Source organism: Alicyclobacillus sp. TC, assembly GCF_016804365.1.
Lineage (GTDB): Bacteria > Bacillota > Bacilli > Alicyclobacillales > Alicyclobacillaceae > Alicyclobacillus_I > Alicyclobacillus_I tolerans.
Window position 1 is genome coordinate 47,747 of record NZ_CP044435.1, and the last position, 26,374, is coordinate 74,120.

The 26,374-nt window shown below is 48.7% G+C and carries 24 protein-coding genes; all 24 read left to right on the top strand.

The window, feature by feature from the left end:
- The first annotated feature begins 4 nt into the window (after positions 1–4).
- Entirely contained in the window at positions 5–1,951 is a 1,947-nt protein-coding gene (locus FY534_RS14085; protein ID WP_238413787.1) for a VirB4 family type IV secretion system protein, read from the top strand.
- Positions 1,948–3,954, top strand: a complete 2,007-nt coding sequence (locus tag FY534_RS14090; RefSeq protein ID WP_203115861.1) for a hypothetical protein — start codon at positions 1,948–1,950, stop codon at positions 3,952–3,954. Before FY534_RS14085 ends, FY534_RS14090 begins: the two co-directional genes overlap by 4 nt.
- 186 nt (positions 3,955–4,140) lie before the next feature.
- Complete coding sequence (locus FY534_RS14095) at positions 4,141–4,716, top strand: hypothetical protein (RefSeq protein ID WP_203115862.1); 576 nt, start codon at positions 4,141–4,143, stop codon at positions 4,714–4,716.
- Between the two features lie 6 nt (positions 4,717–4,722).
- Positions 4,723–5,148: a hypothetical protein gene (locus FY534_RS14100; protein WP_238413788.1), complete on the top strand. Its 426-nt coding sequence runs from the start codon at positions 4,723–4,725 to the stop codon at positions 5,146–5,148.
- Between the two features lie 94 nt (positions 5,149–5,242).
- Complete coding sequence (locus tag FY534_RS14105) at positions 5,243–5,572, top strand: TM2 domain-containing protein (protein ID WP_203115864.1); 330 nt, start codon at positions 5,243–5,245, stop codon at positions 5,570–5,572.
- 619 nt (positions 5,573–6,191) lie between these two features.
- On the top strand, positions 6,192–6,833 hold the full coding sequence (locus FY534_RS14110) for an HD-GYP domain-containing protein (protein WP_203115865.1): 642 nt from the start codon (positions 6,192–6,194) through the stop codon (positions 6,831–6,833).
- Positions 6,830–8,209: a lytic transglycosylase domain-containing protein gene (locus FY534_RS14115; protein WP_238413789.1), complete on the top strand. Its 1,380-nt coding sequence runs from the start codon at positions 6,830–6,832 to the stop codon at positions 8,207–8,209. The genes FY534_RS14110 and FY534_RS14115 overlap by 4 nt, the downstream gene beginning before the upstream one ends.
- A gap of 96 nt (positions 8,210–8,305) precedes the next feature.
- Positions 8,306–9,448 (top strand): hypothetical protein, encoded by a 1,143-nt coding sequence (locus FY534_RS14120; RefSeq protein ID WP_203115867.1) that lies wholly within the window; start codon positions 8,306–8,308, stop codon positions 9,446–9,448.
- Positions 9,445–10,137: a CpaB family protein gene (locus tag FY534_RS14125; protein WP_203115868.1), complete on the top strand. Its 693-nt coding sequence runs from the start codon at positions 9,445–9,447 to the stop codon at positions 10,135–10,137. The genes FY534_RS14120 and FY534_RS14125 overlap by 4 nt, the downstream gene beginning before the upstream one ends.
- Positions 10,134–11,150 carry a CpaE/TadZ family protein gene (locus tag FY534_RS14130; RefSeq protein ID WP_203115869.1) on the top strand — a complete coding sequence of 339 codons (1,017 nt, stop codon included), beginning with the start codon at positions 10,134–10,136 and terminating at the stop codon, positions 11,148–11,150. Before FY534_RS14125 ends, FY534_RS14130 begins: the two co-directional genes overlap by 4 nt.
- Positions 11,147–12,604, top strand: coding sequence for an ATPase, T2SS/T4P/T4SS family (locus FY534_RS14135; RefSeq protein WP_203115870.1), 1,458 nt, complete (start codon positions 11,147–11,149; stop codon positions 12,602–12,604). The genes FY534_RS14130 and FY534_RS14135 overlap by 4 nt, the downstream gene beginning before the upstream one ends.
- Positions 12,601–13,593: a hypothetical protein gene (locus FY534_RS14140; protein WP_203115871.1), complete on the top strand. Its 993-nt coding sequence runs from the start codon at positions 12,601–12,603 to the stop codon at positions 13,591–13,593. Before FY534_RS14135 ends, FY534_RS14140 begins: the two co-directional genes overlap by 4 nt.
- A gap of 10 nt (positions 13,594–13,603) precedes the next feature.
- The gene (locus FY534_RS14145) at positions 13,604–14,452 is read left to right on the top strand and encodes a hypothetical protein (RefSeq protein WP_203115872.1); all 849 of its coding nucleotides are present in this window, start codon (positions 13,604–13,606) and stop codon (positions 14,450–14,452) included.
- Between the two features lie 83 nt (positions 14,453–14,535).
- Entirely contained in the window at positions 14,536–14,703 is a 168-nt protein-coding gene (locus FY534_RS14150; protein WP_165612062.1) for a hypothetical protein, read from the top strand.
- Between the two features lie 16 nt (positions 14,704–14,719).
- Positions 14,720–14,884: a hypothetical protein gene (locus tag FY534_RS14155; protein WP_203115662.1), complete on the top strand. Its 165-nt coding sequence runs from the start codon at positions 14,720–14,722 to the stop codon at positions 14,882–14,884.
- A 21-nt stretch (positions 14,885–14,905) separates the two neighbouring features.
- On the top strand, positions 14,906–15,292 hold the full coding sequence (locus FY534_RS14160; RefSeq protein WP_238413770.1) for a hypothetical protein: 387 nt from the start codon (positions 14,906–14,908) through the stop codon (positions 15,290–15,292).
- A complete protein-coding gene (locus tag FY534_RS14165; protein ID WP_203115663.1) occupies positions 15,289–15,786 on the top strand; it encodes a hypothetical protein in 498 nt (165 codons plus the stop codon). The genes FY534_RS14160 and FY534_RS14165 overlap by 4 nt, the downstream gene beginning before the upstream one ends.
- 149 nt (positions 15,787–15,935) lie before the next feature.
- Positions 15,936–16,208 (top strand): hypothetical protein, encoded by a 273-nt coding sequence (locus FY534_RS14170; RefSeq protein WP_203115664.1) that lies wholly within the window; start codon positions 15,936–15,938, stop codon positions 16,206–16,208.
- The gene (locus FY534_RS14175; protein ID WP_203115665.1) at positions 16,198–16,497 is read left to right on the top strand and encodes a hypothetical protein; all 300 of its coding nucleotides are present in this window, start codon (positions 16,198–16,200) and stop codon (positions 16,495–16,497) included. The genes FY534_RS14170 and FY534_RS14175 overlap by 11 nt, the downstream gene beginning before the upstream one ends.
- A gap of 126 nt (positions 16,498–16,623) precedes the next feature.
- A complete protein-coding gene (locus tag FY534_RS14180) occupies positions 16,624–18,045 on the top strand; it encodes a hypothetical protein (protein WP_203115666.1) in 1,422 nt (473 codons plus the stop codon).
- 114 nt (positions 18,046–18,159) lie between these two features.
- Complete coding sequence (locus tag FY534_RS14185; protein ID WP_203115667.1) at positions 18,160–18,315, top strand: hypothetical protein; 156 nt, start codon at positions 18,160–18,162, stop codon at positions 18,313–18,315.
- A gap of 251 nt (positions 18,316–18,566) precedes the next feature.
- On the top strand, positions 18,567–18,695 hold the full coding sequence (locus FY534_RS14905) for a hypothetical protein (RefSeq protein ID WP_255567435.1): 129 nt from the start codon (positions 18,567–18,569) through the stop codon (positions 18,693–18,695).
- Between the two features lie 170 nt (positions 18,696–18,865).
- Positions 18,866–20,284, top strand: a complete 1,419-nt coding sequence (locus FY534_RS14190) for a hypothetical protein (RefSeq protein WP_203115668.1) — start codon at positions 18,866–18,868, stop codon at positions 20,282–20,284.
- A gap of 517 nt (positions 20,285–20,801) precedes the next feature.
- Positions 20,802–24,554 carry an RHS repeat domain-containing protein gene (locus FY534_RS14195; protein WP_203115669.1) on the top strand — a complete coding sequence of 1,251 codons (3,753 nt, stop codon included), beginning with the start codon at positions 20,802–20,804 and terminating at the stop codon, positions 24,552–24,554.
- Positions 24,555–26,374 lie beyond the last annotated feature (1,820 nt).

The window sequence follows — 26,374 nt, forward strand, 5'->3', positions numbered from 1 at the left end:
GTCCATGGCCTTTGTTGGTGGGAGAAACAAGAAAAAAAGAAACGTTCTTTGGGAAGATCCCAGCGTTCTTGGGGAACACGCGCCTGTTCTTCGCGATCTGATGACGGTCGCAGATGGATTGGAAGTCAAGGACACAGAAGTGTATGTCTCCCCAAGCGGCTTCACCAAAACGTACTATGTCACAGCGCTGCCGTCTACACTCGACTTTGGGTATCTGCGAAGCTTTTTTCAAGTAGGGGCGGATGTGCATGTGGCGCTCCACGTCGAACCGGCCGATTCCTCTCTGGCCATGAGTAAGCGAACGAAAATGATGGTAAAAATCGAGTCGGATATTCTCGCGGAGCAAAAAGCAGGGACCAACAAACAGATTGCCTTTTTACAACAACAGTACAGTCTACTTGAAAAAGAGCGCGAGGAATTGCGTCTGGGGTTGGAGCGTTTGTTTTATGTGACGATCATCTTTACGGTCAGTTCACCCGATCGGGATGAGTTTGAAGCTGCATGTGAACGGATTGAACGCAAAGGCTTTGATGGATTTCTCATCCGGGAAGCCTACAAAGAACACGATTTGGGATTAAAAGCAGTGGCTCCTATTGGGCTGAATGTGTTGCGGCATCCGATAGAGATGACCTCATCGGCCTTGGCGAATGCGTTTCCTTTTAGTAATGCTCATTTCAGTCACGAATATGGCGTGCCCATTGGGATAGACTGGACCAGCGGTCATTTGAATCGGTTGGACTGTTGGCACAAAGATCTTGTGAATCATAACATCTTTGTCATTGGCACTTCAGGAGGTGGCAAGAGCTTTTTGACCAAAGCGCTCATCGCACGTTCGGCCGTTTTTGGCGTGCAGCACGCGATCCTGGATTACGATGGAGAGTACCGTGCCCTAACAGCGGCTTTAGGCGGTACATCCTATCGGATTCACGAACGCTCGGAACATCGGTTCAATCCGTTTGAAATCGGAGAAGGAACCGAAAAAATGCCCGATGGTTCCTATCGTACGTATGTGGATGTGAAGGGCAAAATATCGGAGATGGAACGGCTCATTCTGACCATGGCTCATCTATACGGAGAGCACGATCCTCTGGATGCTTATACCTCGGCAGTGGTGAATGAACTTTTACAAAAGATGTATGAGGTGGACTTTGGTTTTACCGAAGATCCAGCTTCCTTACGTGAAGAGGAAGCGGAGTTTGAAAGGGATGTCAAAGGGGACCGGGTGTTGCGATATAAGTACCGCCCTCAACCTCGGTTTTCTGACTTTTATCGCAAGTTGGAACAGGTTGCAGAAACCGACTCGCGCTTAAAAGACCTGCTACTACGTCTTCGGCGCTTTAAAGAAGGCGGGACAGAGGGCATGTTTGACTGTTACAGTACGGTCTCGATGAGCGAACTGGAAAAAGAGCGAATCATTCATTTTGATGTTTCCGGATTGAGTGAGAAGTCGATGGCCAAGCAACTTGGGATGCAGGTGATTCTGGAATGGTTGATTGAGAAATTTATGAAGAAAAATCCGGAACGGCGCAAGCGAGTGGTGATTGATGAAGCGCAAAAACTCCTCGATTCGCCGTATCAAGCCGCGGCGATTGAAGATATCTATCGAAGATTTCGCAAGTATTCGGGTTCTGCGATGGCTGCCAGCCAGGACTTCCTGAAGTTTTCGGAAAATACGCATGGTCGAGCCATCATTCAAAACAGCTCGATGAAAATTTTATTGAAACAGCTTGAAAATGACCGTGAGGCGGTGATGAAGATCACGGGCATCGAGGACCATGAGTTTGACATGTTGAAGCTCTACAGCAAAGGTCAGGCGCTGTGGATCGTGGGAGAGGAACGTTTTTCCAACATCGTGAATCCATCGGAACTGGAGATGGAACTCTATAACACGACGTATGTGGTCAGCGAAGCCGAACGGATGCGTCAGCGACAAAGGTGGGTGACAGTATGAACTGGTTTGCGGGGATTTTAGCGAACGTCATCAACTTGGTTGCGAACGGTGTGGGACTGTTGGTTAACACGGCTACGAATACGCGGGGCTTGACCAACACCGCCATGGGGAATGTGATTTTGCATGGGTTCTTTCCTTTTGAAAACTTGAATCAGTATCCGAGTTGGGGAGAGGGGAACTTCTCGGATCTCATCGATCAGCATGCCGTATCGACGTTGAGTGGATTTGCCACAGCCTTTGAAGCGTTTGGATGGGCGTTTTTTTTGGCTTCCGTGTACTTACTGGTGATGCAGATCGTACGAGCTGAAGAGAGCGCCGTACAACGGGATCGTCTCAAAAAAGGGATGGTGAGTTTGTTTGTGGCCATGGTGCTCATCGTGGGTGGCAGCCACTTTGCCGTCCTCATTACACAGATGTTCTTCTATCTGAGTGATTATTTCATCAACCTCCATCCGATAGAAAATTGGACCAGCCTCAAAACGAGCGGTAACCAGGCCTTGCTCAATTCTATCGTCAACCTGATTCAATCGGTACTCTCGATCATCGTTTGGATCGTATATCAATTTCGTCTCATCTTTCTCTATATCTGGATGATCTTTTTCCCGCTCGCGATGGCGTTTTACGCGAGCGATAAAACTCGTGGCATCACGAAAATGTGGTGGACGGAGTGGATCTACCAAATGGCGGTACCGTTTGGCCAGGCCGTGGTGTATGGGGTTTCCTCTGCGGTAGCGTCACCGTCGAAAAGTGGGGCAGCCTTGACTGCTGCAGATCTTTTTGTCGCCCTCTCGGGTACGATAGGTCTCCTTTTGTCGGCTACGTATGTCAGAAAGCTGATTGACGTGGTGGCGCAAGGGTTTGGCACGTCTGTGCTCGGTTCGGGACATGGCATGGCGTGGGGAACTTTGGCCATGGCAGGGGGAGCCGCTGCCACGATGGATGTGACAGGCAAGGCAGCCATCCACTCCAGCAAGTTCGCTGCGAAACAAACCGTAGGCAGGGGCTTGAAAATGGCCGATAGACACATTTTTAAAGACAAAGCAGAAAATATGATTCGAAGTAAAGGAGAAGTTTATGCAGGTGCGATACAAGCAGGAGCCACCGCTGATGATATCGTCATGATGAAGAGTATGGGAGGCGCTTCAGGTGATGCAATTGGCGCGGGTGGTGCCGGTATGGAAACAGCAGGTCGAGGTTCGCCGGGAAGCTCGATGGGAACAGGTGGTGGTGGCGGACGTTCGGGTGCGACGGGAAACCGTCATCCGTTGACGCCAATCCTTCAATCACGTACGGCCAGCGCGCTCAAAGGAACGCATCAAGACATGAGACAAGGACTTCAAAATAGTCATTTTGGGACGTGGGCTGCTGTCAAGAGACAAGCCTGGGAAAATGAAGGTGGAACCTTAGGATACGTCAGCCGAAAGATTTCACCCAAAATCTTGCAAGGATTGCATCATGAGAAAGTGAAAGCCTTGCCCGGTGCAAAAGGGCTGGCATCGGGTGTGCAAAGGCACTTATTGCAAGCGGAAAACAAGAAAGAAAAACTGGATACCTTGCGTATGCATCTCCAGGATGCCTTACAGAGAAATGAGGCCATGCAACGAGTTCCTGCGATGACTCATCTCTACGATCCAGAAACCCATGAGTTTCAACCGTCTGCAGCTGAGCAAAAATACAATACTGCGCGAGAGCAGTTACACAAGGCTTTGCAAGGATCGGGATTGTCTTCGGAGGTGGCTCAAAGGCGAGTGGAACAGTTTGAGCGACTTTGGCAGGGGGGAAAACACTGGACCCATTTATCTCGGTACTCGCTTGAAACTCAACAAGCGTATCGTCAGGCATACAGTGCCTACCATCCGGCCCAAAAGGATAAACAGGCGAAAGAATTGGTACTTCAAGGCAAGGTCAATCTTCCGGTTTATAAAGATCCGGTGGCCGAACACAAAGCGAAAACACCCGCATTTTTGAATGACGCACGAAATGCAGTAGCCTATCGACGGTGAGGACAAAAAAGGCAGATGGCACCGAACCTGGCGGAGGTTAGGTGCCAATTTTGTGGGTGGTGATGGACATAGCGTATCACGAACTTAATCTTGCCCACAAGCGAAAAAAGTGTGGATGCCAGCCATGGGGGATTCATCCAGATGATACGATAGAGACAACAAAGATAGCTGTAGGGGGTGGCCCATTTGCATGGATGGATGTTCTATTTTAGTCAGTGGTGTCATCACATGCGGGCGTTTTTGCCGTGGTGGGGACCGATTGTTCTCGCTTTTTATACAGGATATATCTTTTGGGTGAGTATTTTTCCACATCGATACACTTATATGGAATTAGAAGGACGACATTGGTCTATGAAGGATGATATGAAAGTTTTTGGAATGAAAATAGGTTTTTTCTCTTTGGTTGTTTATTATGTGTTGTGGTTTGCGCTTCCTTATCCAGGAACGGAACTGTTGTTTGATATTTTCGCTCTTCCATGGCTATTGATATACCTCGGAATTGTGTTCGGTGTTCCTCTGATGGAAGGCTTTTTTCTTTTTTTCTCTTATGAAACGAAAGCATACAACAGTGGCATGACACGTGTTGAGTGGGAAATGTATGTAGAACAGAAAAGGCGACTTCAAACCCGTCTCAAACAAGAAGAATTAACGGCTTGGGTACGAGCGCATTCGCTGGAAACATCAGAAGAAGAGGTCGAAATGGCGGCGCATGACAAGCGCAGTCGCTTTAAGGTGATCCCCGGAAAAAGGAAGAGAGGGTGATTGGGTATGGCGTTTTGGCATATGTTGGTGCGGTTGTATTTGCTCATTCCGGATTTTTCGTGGGAAGCCCATGTGTTTCATACGATTCATCGAGTGATTCCCTGGTATGTGCCGGGTATGATTGCTTTTGGGATTGCACCTGCCAGCGTATTGCTCATCTTGATGGGGGATCAAGTGTTCGGGAAATTTCGATGGTTCAAAGCTTCCCGATATTACAGGTTTGTGGAAATTGAATTGTGGAAAGTTTCCTACTATCTGGTATGGGCGGTGTATATCTTTTGGTTGCCGCTGCCTTGGCCAAGAATCGCGTTTTTGATTTGGGCGGTGTATCTCTATCGTCGGTATCGGTTTTTCCAGTGGCGCTATCGAACTCGACATATTCGTCGGCGGATGTGGCGATCCATCATGGAAGGACGATTAGAGGACATCTAATACAAAATTAGTCGAATTAGGGAGGAATATGTAGAAATTTGTAGAATATACCTGCTTGTATTTTCTACAAATCACCAGAAAGAGGGTTGGGGCAATGGGAAACACACAAACCACCACAACGACAACGGTCGTGGTCGGTAAAAACATGGTACTAGCGTATGTTTTGTGGTTTTTTCTTGGTAGTTTGGGCATTCATCGGTTTTATCTTGGGCGGATCGGCACAGGTATTGTCCAGTTGATTCTAGGTGTTATCGGTTGGGCCACGGCAGTTTTTGTAGTGGGTTGGTTCTTTTTGGGCGTTTTGTATCTGTGGCTCCTGGTTGATCTTTTTTTGATACCGGGTATGGCTAGAAGAAGTTTGGGGTCAGATGTTCTGTACCACACTGTAACGACTACAACGGCTTCAGAGGAAAAAAGCGAATAAAAACGAGACGCGCATGAGCGTTTCGAATCCAATCTATTCTGAAATCCATTTGCATGGAAATGATATAGTTGAAGAAAAAAGTGATATAATAAAACAGAAAAGAATGGGTGAATATAAGAATATCCCCATCTGCTGCGAACAGATGAGGATATCTTGGGCCTGCAACGCATGTTAAAGGCCAGAAAAGAATAATTTAAAGTGTGATTATGACAACCAATCCCTAAGCTCTGGCAAGCTTAGATCAAGGATTGGTTGTCGGTTTTTGGTCGGGATTGAGATTCTTTTCTCGCTTTTTGCGGAACTTTTCTAATTCCAATTCGATAGTGAATCCTAAACACCGAAACAAAAACCGAAATCTCTTCAAATTCGGCCACCCCCTTGCAAAAGATGTACCCATCTTATGCGTTGCGGGCCTCACAACAGGTGGCCGTCTCAAAAACATACGTTGGAGAAGTCTAGCTTCTATAGCTATTGTAGCATAGAAACAGTAGATTCTTTTTGAATCCACTTGCATGGAGATGCGGGTGGTTTTTCTGTTTTTATCCCCTAAAAAATGAGGAAAAGTTGACAAACTATTAAACATCTTTCCTGCTAACTTAGAAGTGGGAGGGATGTGCTTGTGAATACACTTTTGTCATCGCACTCAACCGATGTGCATGCGATTTACGAGGTGTTTTTTCACCATCTAGCGGACATGGCGGAGTATCGTTTGGATGCTACGGGGCATGTTCATCGGGTAGCCGACAACGCCAAAAAGCTGGCACAGTATATGGGACTAGATACACAGACGACGGAGCGGTTATATCTCGCCTCATTGCTTCATGATGTAGGCAAAGTGGCCATTCCTCGCGAGCTTCTCCTCAAACCTGATCCGCTCAGTTTTGAAGAACGAATCTGCATGCAGCAACACACGATTGTGGGCGAACAACTCATCGAAGAGTGGTCTCTTTCCTTGATCCATCATCTGCCGGAACCCTTACTGTTTCAGTATGCCAAGCAGATTGCGCGCAGTCATCACGAGAACATGGATGGTTCCGGTTATCCCGATGGCCTGGTTGGTGAAGCGATTCCTTTGCATGCGAGAATCGTCAAAGTGGCCGATGTACTGGATGCTTTGCAGAGCAAGCGCACCTACAAAGAAGCCTGGTTATGGACGGATACGTTGGAAGAGTTGGAGCGTCTGTCAGGAGTAACTCTGGATGCGCGTATTGTCGAGTGGGTTGTGCGTCACCCGGAGCGATTTCGGAGGCGCACATCGTGAAGAAGAAAGGAATTCTGTCCGTATTGGAGATACCCACAGAGCCGAAAGACTTGTTTCCGTGGGTAGTCCAAAGATTGGTTGTTTCAGCGGGTCTTGGGAATGTCTTGGGAATCGGGCTATTGGTTTTGGCAGGAATCTCTCTCCTGGGATTTCTGGTCGGGGACTATCAGTCCACAGGGGACGGCACGGTTGGAAAAAACGGCAACCTCCAGCTCAATAGTGCCACCAAAGCGAAGGAACAAGCACTTTTTTCACATGATACGGAAGTAGCCGATGCCTGGCAGCAAGGGTTGAGCGCTGCGCAAATTGCACAAGTACAGGAGGAACAGGCGGGTTTACCTGCGGCGGTGTTGTTGGCGGTGGGGAAAGTGGAGAACAATCTCTCTCCTCCTGATGCCCATCGGTATGCATCGTATCTCCAGTCTCAATTCGTTTGGCAAACCTATGATGATGTCACCATTCACTATTGGACGACCCGTTCGAAAAATGGCCATATCCAACATCACCAGTCAGAAACGATCACACCCGTGACCATGCTTCTATCCGCAAACGTGTGGGATGGTTCGTTAACCAATCACTATCACTGGGTATCGAGAATGGTCGGCAATACGGATCGTGGCACGTATACACGAGAGATAGAGTGGTCCAATACCCAGCGTAACTATCGTTGGTCGAGGGTATGGTCGCTGTTGCAACATATTCCTGCCCATTTGGGCGGACATACACAGGTGCTCCAAAAGTCCAAGACCAATCGTCAGTTGTTAGCCGCACTCATGGCTGCGGTAGATGATACGCTTTCCGATCCCTATGTCCAAGCGATGGTGGATGTCGTGGATTATTCAAGCGGTGTAGTTGGACTCGGCGGCATCGGTCCCATTGCCCCACCGAGCGGAAACGTCATTCAAAACATTCTTCGTTATCGCTCGTATATCGAGAAAGTGGCTCATGCGTTGCAGATACCTGCTGTTCTCATCGCAGGAGTGATCTATCAAGAGTCCGGTGGTCGTGAACACGGCTTTGGACCTGGAGGAATTTTGACATCTTCGGCGGGAGCAATGGGTCTCATGCAAGTGGAACCGTCCACCGCTGCTGGTTTGGTGGTGAGCGGCGTACCGGTTGGCAATCAAGCTATGTCCGATTTGTCCAATGCGAGCATGAACATCTTGCTTGGGAGTCTCTATCTCTCGGATCTCTATCACCAGTTTGGAGAGAATGTGGAGGAAACGTTGTCCGCCTACAATGCGGGTGGGGGTGCAGAGGAAGAAGCTTTGGCGCAAGGCTATACGGTGGCTCAAAACAGTCAAACGCTACAGTATGTCCAAGCGATCGCAGGCAGTTGGATACCTGCTTTACAAAAGTATTTTGGAGACGTTTAAAAATGTAAGACGAAGAGTTGTTCCGTAAAAATGAGGATTATTTGACGATTATGAGAACAAAAAATACGTTAGATTGGACATTAGGAGGTGAACCGCATGTTGTATTTGGCGTTTCCTGTAGATTTACGGGACCGTTTTTCGGGGAGTGAGTGGCTGATCTATCCGAAACAAGTACAGGAAACTCGTTTTACACCAGAGGATACCGTGGTTCTTTCGGAGTGGATAGCCAAAGATCGGGCGGAATTGCTTCAAATACTGCATACCGTACAAAAAACGGGTGCACGCATCGTGTATGTCGGCAGTAAGACGGAAGAGACAGAGGAGTGGAAACGACAACTGTGTCTCTATCGGGTCTATGATTTTCTCTTCTTTGGGGAGGAAATGGTGCTCAAAGAACTGGAAGACCTGCTGGAACATCCCCGATCGCCCCAAGAGGTAGCGAGATACCTTCCCGAGTCCAAGGCAACGTCGGTGCCGACCATCGTGGAGGAAGCAGCAGAAGCGAAGAAACGAAGTCGTTTTCGTTGGCCGATTCGCAAAGTGCCGGAATCGCCTGTTCTAAACCCGCGTCCTCCATCCGCGCTTTGGGTGGTCATGGGACTTTGGCCTCGAAGTGGTGTCTCGACAGTAGCACAACTTTTGGCCAAGACCTGTGTGGAAACACAACCGGGGATGGTTGTGACGATTCTGGAAGGGCCAAGGTCCTGGCCGCGTCTTTGGGAGTACTTTCAATTGGAGATAGAAAAGCCACTAGACAAGGTCAAGTTTTGGACGCAAGACGGCAAGGGAGAGGCCTTTGTCAAGGAAGGTGTACAACTGGTTCCATTACCACCTGGAAAGAGTATTCGGGATGAAAAGTGGATTCCGGTTGTGTTGCGGTACGTAAAACAAGGTTTGACGATTGTGGATGCCGATGATCTCGACGAAACTCTTTTATCTCTCGCCGATCAAGTGTGGTGTGTGCTTGATTGCGATCCCACTTATCTGGCTTTGCCGGATTTGGGAGAGAAATATCAGATATTGCGTGAGTTAGCCAAAGACAAGCTCATTACCGTCATGAACAAGTGGACGAGTGTGGTGCGGATACCTAGAGACGTGTTTGAGTCACCCGTTACACTCCCCTATTTGCCACCGGAGAAAGTGCAACGGGCGTTATGGGAAGGACGGTTTTTTCGTGTCGAAGAACACTTGGATGTCTTGGAACCACTGGTGAAATGGGGATGGGAGGAACGACGTTGAACGCAGCCATGAAGTATACATTGGCGGGTTTGCTGTTTGTCATTGGGGTCGGAGGTAGCATGATGTACAACGCCTACGTTGCCCCGAAACTGGACAGCGAAACGGTTTGGGTAGCGAAAAGCGACTTGAGTCCAGATACACCGCTATCCCCAAGCGATTGGATGAAAGAGTCTATGCCGCGTCAGGATGTGCCTGTAGGAGCTGTTTCAAATGTGCAGGAGTTAGAGGGTCTATATACTTCAGAACATTTGAGTCCTAAGCAAGTCATTACAGTGGATGAGATTCAGTCGAATCCTTTCACGATCACACCAGGCACAAGAGATGTTCCGCTGGCAGAATCCTGGATTGCTTCTATGTCACCCACGCTTCGTGCGGGAGATTTCGTCACTCTTACGTTTTTACCGTCCACGATGGGGTCTGGTACCGGGAAACCCACGACTTTGCCCACTTTGAGTAGTTTGACACACGTATTGGTTTTGTCCGTGCATACCTCGAACAATCAGGAAGTTGTCACCACACCACCGATCACAGGACCTTCCGGCGTAGGGGCGCCGGTGAACGGTTTAGGTGTACCGAATGAAGTCGATGTGAAATTGACCACGAGTGAAACCAACGAATTGGCCCAAGCCATTGCAGAGGGAGAAAAGCTGTTGATATCCGGAAGTGCTCAAGGAGGGCAAAGGTCGTGAAAGTGTTAGGGGAATTAGAAACCATACAGGGAATGGAACTCGTCTCCTCATTGGAAGAGTTGAGTGCGACGCGCGAGGATGTGATCATTGACAGCCGCAAGGTGTCCAAAAGTGAACTATACGCCTGGCGACAACAGCATCCAACAGGGAAAGTTTACTATCTGGTTGAGGAAAAAGATCCCGTCCTGGACGCTTTTGCGAGAGCGCAGGACGTACAGCTGGTCTTGTCGGGAGACATTCCTCACTTGCTGCGTGGACAAACACTCTCGGACCAACCCGTACTGGCTTTGTGGGGCGTGGTACCGCGTGTAGGGACGACCTTGCTTGCCTTGGCTTTGGGCCGTGTCATGACCGAGATGCACGGGGGCCATGTGGGGGTCATCGGGTTAAACGGCTACAATCCTGGATTTTGGATGCTCAAAGAACAAGATCATGCACTGGACGATGTGCTTTCATCCGTCAGAACGAAGCGTATAGATGGGACGACACTGCAAACAGCCATGGTGACGATGAGCCACAAGCTGTCCTATTTACCGGGTTTGCGTAACGCTTTACATGCGCTGGAATTCCAGCCAGAGGACGTCCAATTCCTCTTGTCCGTGGCCAAAAGATCGTTTGATGTCGTGATCGTGGATGTGGGGAGTGTCCTGAACACGGCGCTGGCGCTCGAAGGAATTCGTCAGGCGACACATCGGTACTGTGTGTCCAGTGATCGGTTCTCGGCACAACAGCAATACTTTCAGCAGATGGACTACTGTTTGAAGCCGATGGGATTGAGTTCGGAACACTGGATGCTGGTGGGCAATCAGTTGTACGGGAAGCAGGAAGTGCTGGCCAAATCCTTAGGGATGTTGCCAGTCGCAGGGATTGCTTATCAGGATCGGTTCGATATGTACGCTGAACAACAACCCGATCCCATTCAGTATTTTCTCGATGATCGACGCACGAAAAAAGCTCTGGAAACCATTGTGACTTCCGTTATCGATACCAAAAGAGAGCGGGTGGTGAAATGAAAACGATAGAATCGCTTTTACCCGAACACCCCTTTCGAGCCGATCAATACCTGCAAGCTGTGCAAGAACAGCAAGTGCGCATGTTTGGGGATATCCCCTTTGATAAGGCGCTCGCCGCGTTTTCGGCGTATATGGATGCGCAGCTGTTGCAAAGAGGGGCCAAGGGTCAGGATGATGAGACGTTTTTGGCCAGAAAGCATCAGGCGATGGTCGGGGACGCGGCAGCGAAACACTATTTTTTTCAGCAGATTCGCGATTTTTTACGAGCTGAGCCGGTGTATCGCCGTACCCAATATCCGTCTTACTATCGAAGCTTGGAAGAAGCAATTTTTGAGCACTTGTACGGGTTCGGGCCGATGGCCGCATGGTTTCGAGATCCGACGGAGTCTGCCATGGTCAATGGCGTCGATATCCTGTTTGGTGTTCCTGGGAAAAACACGAAGGAACTGCAACCGTATCGCTTTGATTCCATCGAGCAAGTTGAAAAACTGGTGCGTACGCTGACCCTGAAAGATCCGTCGACCCAGGTGAATCACAAACAGAACTGGACGCAAGTGGATATGTTGAACGGGACACGCGTGACCATCTTTACGCCGCCTTTATCCGAAACCCTGGCACTGGTTTTCCGCCAATACCTCTTTCGCACCTACAGTTTTGAAGAGGAGGCGAAGATGGGGACGATTCCTGCCGAGAGCGTGGAGTGGTGGAAACAACTGAGTCGCCTGATGCTCTCCATGTTGACGACGGGGCATAGACGTTCGGGCAAGACCACATTTTTGAAGGTCATCTACGGAGCCCGTGATCCCAATCTCGATGTACTGACGGTGGAACGGGGCACGTTTGAAGCGCACCTTCGACGTGACTTCCCCGAAAGGGCGGCTCATATCATCGCGCTGAGGTCTGAGTTGGATGGTATGGAATCTCTTTTTCCAGCGTTTTTACGCTCGGATGCCCACTACATTTTGGTTCCAGAGATTCGCAGCCAGGAAGTGTGGCTGGCCATACAGTCCAGAGAAAGAGCGGACGGCTGGCTGGGCAGTTATCACGGGCAGTATGTAGCGAATATTCCTTTGGAACTGGCGCACTTGATGCTTGAAGGACAAGCCAATCTGGACTTTCGTTCAGCCTACATTCGTGCGGCTCAAAGTGTCGATGTGGTCATCGTGATGGGGGAGGATGAGCAGGGAAAAAAACGCGTCCTCGAAGTTCATGCGTATGACTATGATCCGGACACAGAAAGCTTTACAGTGACACCCTGGATGCGTTACCACAAGCCAAGCGAGACCTGGACGTTTCATGATGAGATACCGCCTCAATTACTCACCAGGCTGCGACAAAAAGTACAGCCCCAACTGCTCCAGGCGTTTGAGAGCGAGTTTGCAGCACTGGCGTCGGCCTTCCCGATGGAAGAGACCAGCGTCCGGCGTCTTTCCATCGGAGGTGGGAAAAGGTGATCTACCGTGTGCTCAATCTGGCGTTGCAAGGATTTTGGTACGCTCTGGCAGTCGCAGGGTTTTTGATCCTCTTTCGTTCACTGCGCCAAGATACCATCGAACGATTGCGCAGGATGTATTACGGGTTCGGTCATCGGCAGTTGCTGCGAGTGCATGGAGGATTCCAAAAACGCACACTTCCTGATCGGGAACAAGAGACATGGTTACATGGGGTGAATCATCATCTGGAAACGCTGATTTATACCGTGCGAAAACGTCCGAAAGATCCAGTGGTACCAAGGTTTCTCATCACGTCGGGCAGTATCGGAGGATTGACTTTTCTCTTTTGTCTGGTGGGTGTACAAAGTTTCGCTTTTGCACTGATGGCTGGACTTTTGGTCACGGGACTGCCCTATCTATGGTTACAGGTGAGGCGGTACCAAATTGGCGTACAAAACAGTTATGAAATCTCAACATTGCTCGATACGCTGTTGGCGGAGTATCGCAAGCACGATCACAGTATGATGCATGCGCTCGAAGCCACGGTCAAAATCTTGCCGGATCGTCCCATTCGCCGGGCCTTGTTTCGACTGACAGATCGGTTGGCCAACTATACTACGCCCGAAGAAGCCAGACGCGCGCTGCGTCGATTTTCCGAGGAGATGTCCACGACTTGGGCACTGCAACTGGCGAACGATTTGGAGCACGCCTTTCTCGATCAACTCGATGTGGAGATGTCATTGGCCATGACTCGCAAAGAGCTTCAGTTCATCGAAGATGCCAGAAAGGACGAGAAGTGGGTCAGTTCGGACAACCTCCTCATTGCCATTGTGCCGTTTTTGCTCTGGCCGCTCATCCTGGCCATCTTGCAACTGAAACTCTCACACCATATCCTCTATGACCAATTTGCGACTCGTGAAGGTTTGCGGTGGTTTGTACTGACACTCTTTGCCACGTTGGGATCGTTTGCGATTGGGATTATCTTCTTTCGTCCCAAGCAGGATTTGTAGGAGGCGAATAATGATGGGAGCCTGGTGGGTTTTAGCGCTTGGCGTGATACCGGCAGTCTTTTTCTTTGTGTCGGGTGTCCAGACCGAATCGGAACGGATACGGTTCCGCGCGCGTGTGATGGGAAGGTTGTACGCAGCCAGAGCCAAGATGCGATCCCGATCCGAGGAGAGCGAACTGCAAACGTTATTTTATGCCGCCGATATTCCCTGGAAAGTTTCCACCTATCGGATGTTGCGCTGGATGATCGTGGCGTTTCTACTCGTTTGGGCAGGGTTTCAGGTTTGGCATCGACAACTATGGGGCGTATTGCCACCGCTGTTCTTTGTGGTGTTGACGGATCCGCATAAAGGTTTTCCCATGCACTCTTTGCTTCTTTTGCTTCAGAAGCAGGCTACGAAAAAACGCAATCGGAGTGTGTATCTGCTCTACCGTTTGTTGTATCAAGCAGTGTTGGTGTTTCAGGATCGTCCGGTCAGTGTCTATGATTTATTGCGCCGCCAATGGCCGCGCGTGCCTCGTCTGGCTCCGTTTTTACAACGTTGTTTGCTGACATATGTGGAAAACCCCAAAGCCTCGCTGGAACGGTTTGCGGAAGAAGTCGGTACGAAGCAGGCCAAAACGCTGACCGATATGCTGTGGCAAATGGAAGAGGGCGGCGCGAAGGTGGCGCTGGATGTGTTCCAAGCGAACTATGAGAGCTTTCAGGCCGATCGCAAGGCCGACTTTAAGGCCAAGATCAGTGCGAGATCTTTGTTGGCGACGGGTTTAGTGATGATGGGGCTGCTGGCACTTGATCGGGACATCAATGTGTTGGTGCAGATTTATACCTCACATATCTTGCAGTCAGCCATGAAATGACGGATTCAAAAATGACGAAATGTTGATGATAAAAAAGTGATTCCATTTGATATGTTTAAGTTAGCCGGAAAGGAGGGGGGCAAGTGTCTGTCACCAGGCGGGCAATTTTGGGTTTGCTTTTGCTTTTAGCGGTGATATTACCCGTTCTCTCGAATGTGGTGAGTGGGGTTGCTGCAGAAAAGCAAAGCGCCAGCACGAGTGCAGGTCAGAGTTTGGTACACATCACGCAGCAAAATTTGGCGACAAGATGATGGAGGAGAGGAAATCATGGGTTCTGTCAGTCGATGGTTGTTGTATGGGTTAATTGGGTTGGCGGCAGGTTTAGTCATGGTAGTAGGCTATATGGCCTGGAGTAACAACCAACAATCCAGCGCGCAAAATTATGCGGGACAACAATTAACCAAAGCGGAACAAACGTACAGTGTATCGTAACGAGTAGGGAGGGCGGAGCTGGTGAGCTTTGGGTTGAGAAATATCCTCATTGTAATTTTGCTTTCGATCATCGTCCTTTCTTGGAACTATCAGCCGTATATGGACATGATCAATGGTGTGAGAGAGCAGTATCTCCAATCCGCCGTCTATACAGCCCTCTCCGAGGCGAAAATCAAGGGGGAGTTCACCAGCTCCGATCTGGATACCATTCAATCGACAGTGGCGGATACGCTTGGTTATCCGCCCCAGGATGTGCTGGTGCAAGGGACAACCACGTTTACTACAGTCGGCTCTCCCATGAGTCTGACGATCTCGATACCGAGTCAGATCAGCCTCTTTTCAAGTAGTGCGTCCAATGCTTTGCAGTTGACAGCTTCTGAAACGGTGGATAGCGAGGCCATCTCATGAAGTGGATACTCATGGTGACGTTTCTTGTCGTACTCTACGGGATGACGCATATTCAAGTGCTCAACATGACCACGCAGGAAATCGCGTACACACGCATTGAAACTGCCATGCGATTGGCCGATCACGATGCTACGCTGGATGTGACAGAGGCTAGTGTAGCAGCAGGTGAGCCTGTGTTTGATCAAACGGCTGCACTAGCCACGTTTGAACAGTCGTTGGCGGAAAATTTAGACTTGAATCCAACCACACTACAACCGTATCCCAACACCCTGCTGACCGTGGCCCCGAAAATTCTGACGGTATCGTATTTTGACTGGAGCGATGTGACGGCCTTCCCGACTACGATCGTGGATACCACTGATGGGGTGGATATGCCTGTATCAGCTCCGTCGATCCTGGCAGTGGTGCAATTTACCATCCCAAGCCACGCGCCGGGTGTACCAGCGATTACCGAAGCGGTACCTGTTGTGGAAAGCTACCACGGTGAGATGTGAAAGGAAAATTCGTTGAGTCAAAGATAGGTGAGACGGAAGCGATGATGCTCAACATGCTTCTGTCTTTTTTTTTGTGAAATACGCAAGTATACAAGGGTGTTATTTATGAATATAATAAATTACAAAATTAATAACAGGGGATGCCTGACATGCAGCAAGAAAGTTTGCGTTTGGTTAATTCAAATGGGCAAATTTCCATTGGGAAAAAATATGCGGGTAAAACATTCAGTGTCATCGATATGGGTGATGGGATTTTACAGTTAAAAGAAGGTACTTTTATACCAAAGAGTGAAGAATGGTTATTCGAACCGGATGTATCTGAAGATTTAAAAAGAGCTATTGAATGGGCTGAACATCATGAGCCTAAAGAGACTGATTTAGAAGAGTTGGGAAAGCAGGTACAAAACGACGATGAGTGTTAGACTGGATTTGAATAATGAAGTTTTCCAGGAACACTGGCTTTCACTTGAGAAACAACAACAACTTGATGTGCTTCGGACTTTAAAAAAAATCCGTCAAATGACTTGGCAACAAATATACTCTGATCAGGGATTGAGATGGGAAAAAATCCTGTCTAAAAAAGGCCCTGATGGTCGAGATATTTTTACCATTCGAGTGACAAAAGAGCATCGTGCTATCGTATATCGACGAGAGGAATGGATGATTTTTTTGTCTCTCCATCCGAATCACGATTCGGCTTATACGAGATAGTTCAACACAAACAGCCGCCTTGGTTAGACTGGGGCGGCTTGCTTTTCAAAAATGTGTTTGGAAAGTCGTTGAAGGCTTCCCTAACTTGGTACAATTTGGGCAAGAACATCGAAGGGACTGACCCATGTGAAAAAAAGCATCGTAGGTATAACGGCAGCACTTGCTACACTATCCACTTTATCTTTATGGGCAACACCAAGTGCCATGGCGGACACATATGCGCGTGCTAACACAGAAATCGCATTGAACAACAGTTCAGTGATGAATGCGGTACATCTGATCGCCAATGACCCGTGGGCTGGAGACAGTACCAGTTGGTTGCCCGTTTATTATCTGGATGAGGCCATGCAAAAGTTGGGATTTCAAGCGAGTTGGAACGGAGACAGCTATATTTGGTCGTTGACGGTTCCGAATACGTATAGTCTTGCACCTGATGTCTCCAATCCACCAGCGAATCAAAGTCTCAACAGTGGGCGGTTGGCGATAGCATTGAATGGGACGATTGTGGAGTATGCACCACGTCTGGTTGCACCCGATCCATACAGCGGCGTAGAGACGACGTATGCCCCCATCTACTACATCATGCAAGTGATGAAACGTGTAGGGATCACAGCTACATGGAACGGTACGATGTGGAACATGACAACACCGTCAGGTACAGGAAGTAGTCCAACGGTCAATAGCAACGTGGTGACCCAGCAATTGATGGCGGACCAGATGTGGGCGATGTTTGACGCCAAAACGTGGGATGTGTATACGCATCCAACGATGAGCGAAGCTGGAGTGATGCCAAGTGCTACTGCGCCCGTCACAGCAGGAGATGTTGCCAATTACCTGTCTGATTGGGCATCTCACGCGATTGGGTATGAGGCTCAAGGTTATGGGGAAACTGCCCCATCTTTTCATTGGTTCAGTATACAGTATACGGCTTCGACGAATCCGTTCGATTGGGGAGAGATCAATGGTCTCTACGACAATACAGGGGTTACGAGTGCCAACCAAACCTTAACACCAAGCCAAACGCAAACAGTACTGTCAAATCTCCAGTGGTGGTTGAATGGATATAAAGTGTTGCCTGATGGAGCCTATGAATTGCATATGCCGTTAACTTGCTATTATGTGGCGTATGCGGACGAAGTGAATGCGCAGTCGCCTTATACCTTAGCGGACTATGAGGCTGTATTGACGGAAGATGCGAAGTTTTACGACGAGGTGACGCTGCAAAAGTCGGGGAACGATTGGTTGTTGACGTTACCCAACACCGAAGGAAGTCCGACAAATGTGGCATGGGCCGTAGCTTATGACGGTAACAACATCTATGGCTATGAAGGAGGACCAAATGATACAGGGGATCAAGGAGGTAAGACCCTCACGGTATCTTTTCAGCCTGGCGGAGGTTTTGCCATAGGTATCCATTCACTAAATGAAAACGGCTTTGGTGATGAATTTGGAATACCAGCTAACAAGACTACCTTGATGCCTCTTTATGTATTAGATACATTAGGAATGCAGTCAGCCTCTGATTTGCCTAGTGGGTTGTCTATTTAACTGAACATAGTATAAGAACCGCCCTACGAGTGTAGGGCTTTTTTGATAGGATGACACATGGAAGGTGCGGAACTTCCGCCTTCACTCCCGCGAGAAAGGGGGTGAGGGGTGCCTATGGACATGTTTCGTGTTGTTGAATCTTTCTGCAACTTGATAGTTGCCATCCTAAACACGTGCAAAGCGTGGATTGAATGGCAGACGGTCAAGAAGATGCAGGAAAAGGAGACAGGCGAAAACGGGGATGGCGTCCAACCTAATCCCCGTTCCTAGCACTCCGGCGGAAGGGCTGGTTCTAGCCAGCCTCGCCCTTCCGCTTTTATTATCTTTAGCATATGACTTATAAGATATTTCTGCAATAGTTCTTCTCTACAAAAGAAAAAATGGGAATGGGTCAATGATTTTTGATTTGACTGTTTGTTGCACATTCTTCCTGGAGAACACAAAAAATGACGAAATAATGATGATTAATAAGACCTTCCGTATGCTACGCTCAAAGAAACAAGTCCAAAGGAGCGTATGCTGTGGAGAAACGCAAAAAATGGTGGATCACGCTCGGCGCAACAGGTCTGGCGGTTGTGGCCTTGACTGCCTTTATGACGGAAAAAGCGTTGGCCTACACCTTTTACCCATCCAGCTTTCAATATGGATGATTTTTTCTCTCCATCCGAATCACGATTCGGCTTATACGAGATAGTTCAACACAAACAGCCGCCTTGGTTAGACTGGTGCGGCTTGCTTTTCAAAAATGTGTTTGGAAAGCCGTTGAAGGCTTCCCTAACTTGGTACAATTTGGGCAAGAACATCGAAGGGACTGACCCATGTGAAAAAAAGCATCGTAGGCATAACGGCAGCACTCGCGACACTATCCACTCTATCTTTATGGGCAACCCCCAGTGCTATGGCGGACACATATGCGCGTGCTAACACAGAAATCGCATTGAACAACAGTTCAGTGATGAATGCGGTACACCTGATCGCCAATGACCCGTGGGCTGGAGACAGTACCAGTTGGTTGCCCGTTTATTATCTGGATGAGGCCATGCAAAAGTTGGGATTTCAAGCGAGTTGGAACGGAGACAGCTATATTTGGTCGTTGACGGTTCCGAATACGTATAGTCTTGCACCTGATGTCTCCAATCCACCAGCGAATCAAAGTCTCAACAGTGGGCGGTTGGCGATAGCATTGAATGGGACGATTGTGGAGTATGCACCACGTCTGGTTGCACCCGATCCATACAGCGGCGTAGAGACGACGTATGCCCCCATCTACTACATCATGCAAGTGATGAAACGTGTAGGGATCACAGCTACATGGAACGGTACGATGTGGAACATGACAACACCGTCAGGTACAGGAAGTAGTCCAACGGTCAATAGCAACGTGGTGACCCAGCAATTGATGGCGGACCAGATGTGGGCGATGTTTGACGCCAAAACGTGGGATGTGTATACGCATCCAACGATGAGCGAAGCTGGAGTGATGCCAAGTGCTACTGCGCCCGTCACAGCAGGAGATGTTGCCAATTACCTGTCTGATTGGGCATCTCACGCGATTGGGTATGAGGCTCAAGGTTATGGGGAAACTGCCCCATCTTTTCATTGGTTCAGTATACAGTATACGGCTTCGACGAATCCGTTCGATTGGGGAGAGATCAATGGTCTCTACGACAATACAGGGGTTACGAGTGCCAACCAAACCTTAACACCAAGCCAAGCGCAAACAGTACTGTCAAATCTCCAGTGGTGGTTGAATGGATATAAAGTGTTGCCTGATGGAGCCTATGAATTGCATATGCCGTTAACTTGCTATTATGTGGCGTATGCGGACGAAGTGAATGCGCAGTCGCCTTATACCTTAGCGGACTATGAGGCTGTATTGACGGAAGATGCGAAGTTTTACGACGAGGTGACGCTGCAAAAGTCGGGGAACGATTGGTTGTTGACGTTACCCAACACTGAAGGAAGTTTGACGAATGTGGCATGGGGTGTTAATTACGGAAACTGGGCCTACGGATATCAAGGAGGACCAAATGGTGCTGGTGATTACGGTGGAAAAACATTTAGTGTACCTTTCCAACCAGGCGTAGGATTTTCGATAGGACTGAATTCGTTGGACGAAAATGCATTTGGAGATACAACGGGAATACCAGCTAACAAGACTACCTTGATGCCTCTTTATGTATTAGATACATTAGGAATGCAGTCAGCCTCTGATTTGCCTAGTGGGTTGTCTATTTAACTGAACATAGTATAAGAACCGCCCTACGAGTGTAGGGCTTTTTTGGTAGAATGGCAGATGGAAGGTGCGGAACTTCCGCCTTCACTCCCGCGAGAAAGGGGGTGAGGGACGTGAATGTGTTCAACTCTTGGATTGGTTTGATCACTTCTGTCATAGGTCTATGTACTGCTTTGGTACAATGGGCATCTACACGAAGGATCAAGCGGCATTCAAAGGGAAAAACACGAAAGAGCGGCAGGGACACCACCCGTAATCGCCGCTCTTAACGTCCCGGCGGAAGGGCTGGTTCTAGCCAGCCTCGCCCTTCCGCTTTTATTATCTTTAGCATATGACTTATAAAATATTTCTGCAATAGTTCTTCTCTACAAAAGAAAAAATGGGAATGGGTCAATGATTTTTGATTTGACTGTTTGTAGCACATTCTTCCTGGAGAACACAAAAAATGACGAAATAATGATGATTAATAAGACCTTCCGTATGCTACGCTCAAAGAAACAAGTCCAAAGGAGCGTATGCTGTGGAGAAACGCAAAAAATGGTGGATCACGCTCGGCGCAACAGGTCTGGCGGTTGTGGCCTTGACTGCCTTTATGACGGAAAAAGCGTTGGCCTACACCTTTTACCCATCCAGCTTTCAATACGGGAATCTGGTGCTGAATCAGCAAAACCAGACGCAAATTGATGGTGGGGCAACTATGACGATTGAAAGTCCAGGAACTGAGTCAGGGCTAAGTCATGCCACAGTGCATGCTTTTGTAGCACACGCGGATGTCCCTGGAGATGCTCAAGGGAACTGGCAGATTCCGGATATCAATATTGAAGGCACAACATTTAATGATGGCTACCCCATGATTGGTGGGTTAGGTTCGAATACTTATGACATTAACTCTTGGGTTTCCAGATTGGATGGAAACATCAACTATGTCCAAAGTTATATTCAATCGCATGGTGGAAATACGGAGGCTAACGATAAATCGAATTTTCAAAATTACGATCTCGTCGATCTCGCCACAGTGGTCATGACTTCGGGCGGGTCTATGACCGTCTACAACACGCCAACTGGGCAGTATGATGCCGAGGGGAACGAGATCTTGTCCAGTCAGTATACGGTTATCCCTTCCGCACCTCCCACGGCGGAAAGCATCACGGTATCCGATCCTTCCGCGCAGCCAGGCACGATCTATACCAACGATCCCCTTTATATCAGCGTAACGTCGCAGCAAAATGTCAACAATGGCAGTTATCAGCACCACTATGACGCTGTTGAAATCGTCAACAACAGTACGGGTCAAGCCACATGGGTTGTCGGCAGTGGATATGAGCATGCGTCACAGATGGCAGAGGAGAGCGGAGCTTATGGGACTCTGACCGAAAGTTTTCAAGCGAACGCATTGCCTGCTGGCAACTACACAGCGTACTTCTATACCAAAGACGCCGTGCACCGTTTGGCGGCTGCGCCAGCTACAACCACATTTACGGTTACAAACAGTGGTGGTGGTACGCCGACAGGTGGAGGAGGGGGCGGTATCGGGATCACGCTGTCTGCGTCTCCCACATCGTTGCCGACAGGGCAGTCCAGTACCTTGACTTACAATGTGACGGGTATGTCGAATGCGGAAATGAACAACAACATGGACTATGTGGCCATCATGGATGAGTCGGGAGATCACACTTTGAGTGGTCAAAATGAGGCAGATAGCTATACGACATCCGGTTCCGCGCAAGCCACAGATAACACTGCACAAACGGTGAGCTATGTAGCAGAGTTGATCAATTTCAACACGGGGCAAGTTTTAGCGGAGTCGAGTCCGGTACAAGTTCAATGGACAAGCGGTTATGTACCAACCTCCCCACCGCCACCACCGCCGTCGATTAGCCTGTCTCCGTCGCAAAGTGAATATTTGAACGGTGGACAGAGTGCGACCATCTCTTATACCGTCACCAACTGGGAACCATCTTATCATGTCGTTATCTTATCTGCTGGAGACGGCACAGATACCTGGAATAACAGCTACGATACCAGTGCCAGTGGATCGTATGTTGAAACAGAGCATCCAGCTCCCGGTCAATCCATCTATGTGACCTATATTGCCTACGTAGAAAACGCAGAGGGAGCGGTATTGGCTACCGCAGAGTCCGGCACGATCACTTGGCGGGCGGCTGCGCTACCAAGCATTACGATGGGAGCGAGCCCGCTTCGTACCACCAGCGGGAACACATCTTACATCTCGTACAGCGTCAGCAATATGGCGCAAGGGGATACCGTAGATGTCACAGCCGTGGGGAATGGAACGGACGAATGGCATGTGACAGGCAGCACTTCTGCCTTTGGAGCTTATGATGAAATGGAATTTCCAGAGAACGGGAATTCGACAGTAGTGACGTATACAGCGACGGTTTATAACGCCGAAGGTCAAGCTGAGTCTACAGCATCTGTGACAGTCACCTGGACCAGCTCTGTGCCGAGTATCAGCATGTCTTCACCCGCGCAAACCACAACGGGTCAACCCATTCAGGTGAGTTACCAAACGCAAAACTTGGGTTCTGGCGACTATGTGGTGGTCAAAGGTACAGGTGGGCAAGATATGTGGAGTGAAACGAGAGATACGGCTTCTTTTGCCAACTATACCGAAGTGGAGAATCCAGAAAACGGGCAAAAAACGGTGGTGGACTATACGGCCACAGTGTATAGCAAGTCAGGGCAACCACTCGCTCAAGCGACCACGACGGATACCTGGACAAGTCAGATGCCGACGATTACCCTAACGGCTAGTCCAACCTCGATGCAGCCTGGGCAACCGAGTACCCTCACGTATACCGTGGAAAACCTGGGGGCGAATGATACCGTCAGTGTGGTACCCGATGGTAATGGATCGGATATGTGGGACGTGAAAGGCCAAACCAATGCAACAGAGAGTTACCGGGAGACGGAAAGTCCGCCGGAGGGGCAAACCATCGCGGTCGAATATACGGCCACGGTCTATGATGATGCTGGAAATGCCTTAACCAGCGCAACGGTGAAAGTAGACTGGGTGAACGCTTGGACGGGCAATGTCACGCTTACGGCAGAGCCGAAGTTTCTGGCTACAGGACAGAGCACGACATTAACGGCGACATCGAGCGAAGCGATCCCAAACGGCTATGCACTCACCATCTACGATGCTTCAACCGGACAAGTTGTAGCGAGTGGTACGTCATCCACATTGACGGCTCCATACAGTAGTGGTGTACCAGAAACCGAACAGTTTGTGGCGCAGATATCCGACAGCTATGAAAATGTAGGCAGTCCTTCCAATACGCAAACAGTGGTGTGGAGTTCATTGAGTTTATCGGCTAACCCGCAACAATTGCCGTCAGGTCAGACCACGACCTTAACCGTGACGGGAGAGAATGTTCCAAACGGTGATTTTCTGGTGCTCTATAACGTCAGCACAGGTCAGGTGGTGGGATATAGCAACTCGACACCCTATACGACGACAGTCACGGAACCGACACCGCAAACGGATCAGTTCATAGCCTACATCAGTTCGGATACTTCGGATGGTGGAGCTTATGCTTCCTCAAATATGGTGGCCGTGGATTGGTACGGCGTCACACTGACGGTGAATCCGGCCTATTTGCCTACAGGTCAAACCAGCACATTGACAGCAACGGCACAGGACTTGCCAAGTGGGTACGTTCTCGATATAGAGAATCAAACGACAGGCCAGGTCATCGCAACAGGTCAACCCGGCCAAACGTCACTGGTCACAACACAGATGTATACCACGCCACTGACGGATCAATATGTGGCACAAGTGGTTCAGCCGAGCAATCCTACCGTACCAAATATGAACGTACCTGCTAGTGGTGAAACGATCAATGTAGGCGATCAAGGAGAAGTTTGGGCGGGTACCTCCAACCATGGCGTGGCCTATTGGAATGGTTCGACTTGGGTAGATGTAGGAGATCCGAATGGTCAGGGTCAAATTTTGGCACTCGCATATGATCCAGTGACGAATCAGGTATGGGCAGGCACCTCGAACGGAGCTGCGTATTGGAATGGATCTCAATGGATAGATGTTGATAGTCCCTGGGGACGGGTGTTCCTATTCAGGCTTTGGCTTACGACACATCTACAGGAGATATGTGGGCGTCTACCTATGAAGGCGTGGGTGTTTGGAATGGGACAACGTGGTCGAATATCCCAACACTACCTGGTGGCGGGCCAATTGGTTTGGAAGCAACCAATCAAGTTGTCAGTTTGGCCTATGATTTTGAAAATAATGTGATGTACGCCAGTGACTCTAATGGAGAAGTAGCCTATTGGAATGGCTCTAATTGGATAAGTGCTGGTAATGAACATGGAGATGGGCCAATCTATTATGATCCGACTTTGAATCGTATATATGCAGGAAGTTACACCTATGGTGGCATTGGGTATATTTCAGCGCTTGGATCGAATTGGACAACAGTTTCAAATGCCAGTGCAGATTGGGGTATTGAGGCCATAACTGGGATAGGTGGAACTATCTATAACGGAGCGTATAACAACTATCAGTTGTATGCCTGGAATGAAAATCAAAGTGGTGCAAGTGCGGTAACGTCGCAAGGTGCGGACGCTATTTCCATGACGATTGGTCCAAAAGGTACCGTTTGGGTAGGGACAGATGGAAATGGTATTTATGAGTACAATCCCTGGTCGGGTTCAGTTTCTTATCCAGCGCCAACTGATGTCAATGGTTCGAGTTCGATTACGGCTCTAGTTTCTACGGCGCCTATGAATTTTATCAGTAATAGTCATCAAATTCTAAGCAATATACCGCAAGAAACGCCTAATCCAGGGTTTTCAGAAGATACACCGTGGAACCAAGAGGTGAATTTACAGACAGGTGAGTATGCCGAACATATGTATTTTGCTCCTTCCGGACAAACCATATCGTCTGTTTCAGCCTCTTTGGAAACCAATATGTTTGGGTACAACGGAGGCACATATTATTCGAATCCTTTTATCAAAGCATTCAATAGTAGTGGTCAACAGATTGGAATAGATAATATCCAGGCAACATTTGATTCGCCTGGAGATCAAAGTGTGCATTGGACGCCGCCTTCTGGTACAACAAGCCTTGCATTTGGGTGGGTTTATAACAGTGGGTATAATGGCGCGATCAACTGGACTGCTGAGTGGAGTGGTGTACAAATTCAACTGGGTACAGGCAATCAATACTTTCCATATTGGTCGTTTCAGTCTATGCCAAGTTATATTCCTCAATCGTTGTTTCCTTATCAAGCGGTGGCGAATGGGGAGGGTTATGGTTTTTGGTCCAGCAATCAAGAGGATGTTCCGAATGGAACAGAATTTTTTGAGTCCACTTTCCACTTGACATCCAGCCAAGAAGTACAAGTGTCTGTGCCAACAACTGCGGACGACTTTGAAGCAGTTTATATTGATGGACAACCTGTATTACAAAATGGGTATTCAGCTGGATATTTGAATGCTCCCAATACTTCTTCAGTCAATGTCAATTTATCAGCAGGAGAACATCAAGTCATTATTGAGGCGATGAATACCAATGGATTTTATAGTGCTGTTAATAATCCTGCCAGAGCAGACTTGCAAATTCTTACGATGAATGGACAAATTCTGGTTCCCAATACACCGTCTGCATGGATGACAACGGGGTATCTGACTCAACTACCTCAAGGATGGTTTAGTGGTGCTGTTGGAACGTATCACTGGACGGAGTACGTTTTGCAAGAAAATCACAGTCAACCGATCTATGAACAACAAGCCTTTAGCGTCACGACCACGGCACAAAACGTGGCAGCGACATCTACAGTACAAAGCATCACGTGGTTACAGCATGTTTTGGATTTATCGGCTTCGCCTACTGCACTAAGTGCAGGAGATCCAACCACTCTTTCTGTAACCGCACCAAACGGTGCAGGTAGTCAAGATGTGATCAAAGTAGTGGATATCACCACGAATCAGGTGGTAGGCACGAGCACACCTGGTGCAACGAATTGGACGGGTCAGTGGACGGAAAACTCTGCACAAACCGATACGTTTGAAGCGTACTTGATCAATACGCAAAACGGTCAGCAGGATGCA

Coding starts and splice junctions, on each gene's coding strand:
- FY534_RS14085 (WP_238413787.1), top strand. CDS start 5: ATGGCCTTTGTTGGTGGGAGAAACAAGAAAAAAAGAAACGTTCTTTGG.
- FY534_RS14090 (WP_203115861.1), top strand. CDS start 1,948: ATGAACTGGTTTGCGGGGATTTTAGCGAACGTCATCAACTTGGTTGCG.
- FY534_RS14100 (WP_238413788.1), top strand. CDS start 4,723: ATGGCGTTTTGGCATATGTTGGTGCGGTTGTATTTGCTCATTCCGGAT.
- FY534_RS14105 (WP_203115864.1), top strand. CDS start 5,243: ATGGGAAACACACAAACCACCACAACGACAACGGTCGTGGTCGGTAAA.
- FY534_RS14120 (WP_203115867.1), top strand. CDS start 8,306: ATGTTGTATTTGGCGTTTCCTGTAGATTTACGGGACCGTTTTTCGGGG.
- FY534_RS14135 (WP_203115870.1), top strand. CDS start 11,147: ATGAAAACGATAGAATCGCTTTTACCCGAACACCCCTTTCGAGCCGAT.
- FY534_RS14145 (WP_203115872.1), top strand. CDS start 13,604: ATGATGGGAGCCTGGTGGGTTTTAGCGCTTGGCGTGATACCGGCAGTC.
- FY534_RS14155 (WP_203115662.1), top strand. CDS start 14,720: ATGGGTTCTGTCAGTCGATGGTTGTTGTATGGGTTAATTGGGTTGGCG.
- FY534_RS14165 (WP_203115663.1), top strand. CDS start 15,289: ATGAAGTGGATACTCATGGTGACGTTTCTTGTCGTACTCTACGGGATG.
- FY534_RS14170 (WP_203115664.1), top strand. CDS start 15,936: ATGCAGCAAGAAAGTTTGCGTTTGGTTAATTCAAATGGGCAAATTTCC.
- FY534_RS14175 (WP_203115665.1), top strand. CDS start 16,198: ATGAGTGTTAGACTGGATTTGAATAATGAAGTTTTCCAGGAACACTGG.
- FY534_RS14185 (WP_203115667.1), top strand. CDS start 18,160: ATGGACATGTTTCGTGTTGTTGAATCTTTCTGCAACTTGATAGTTGCC.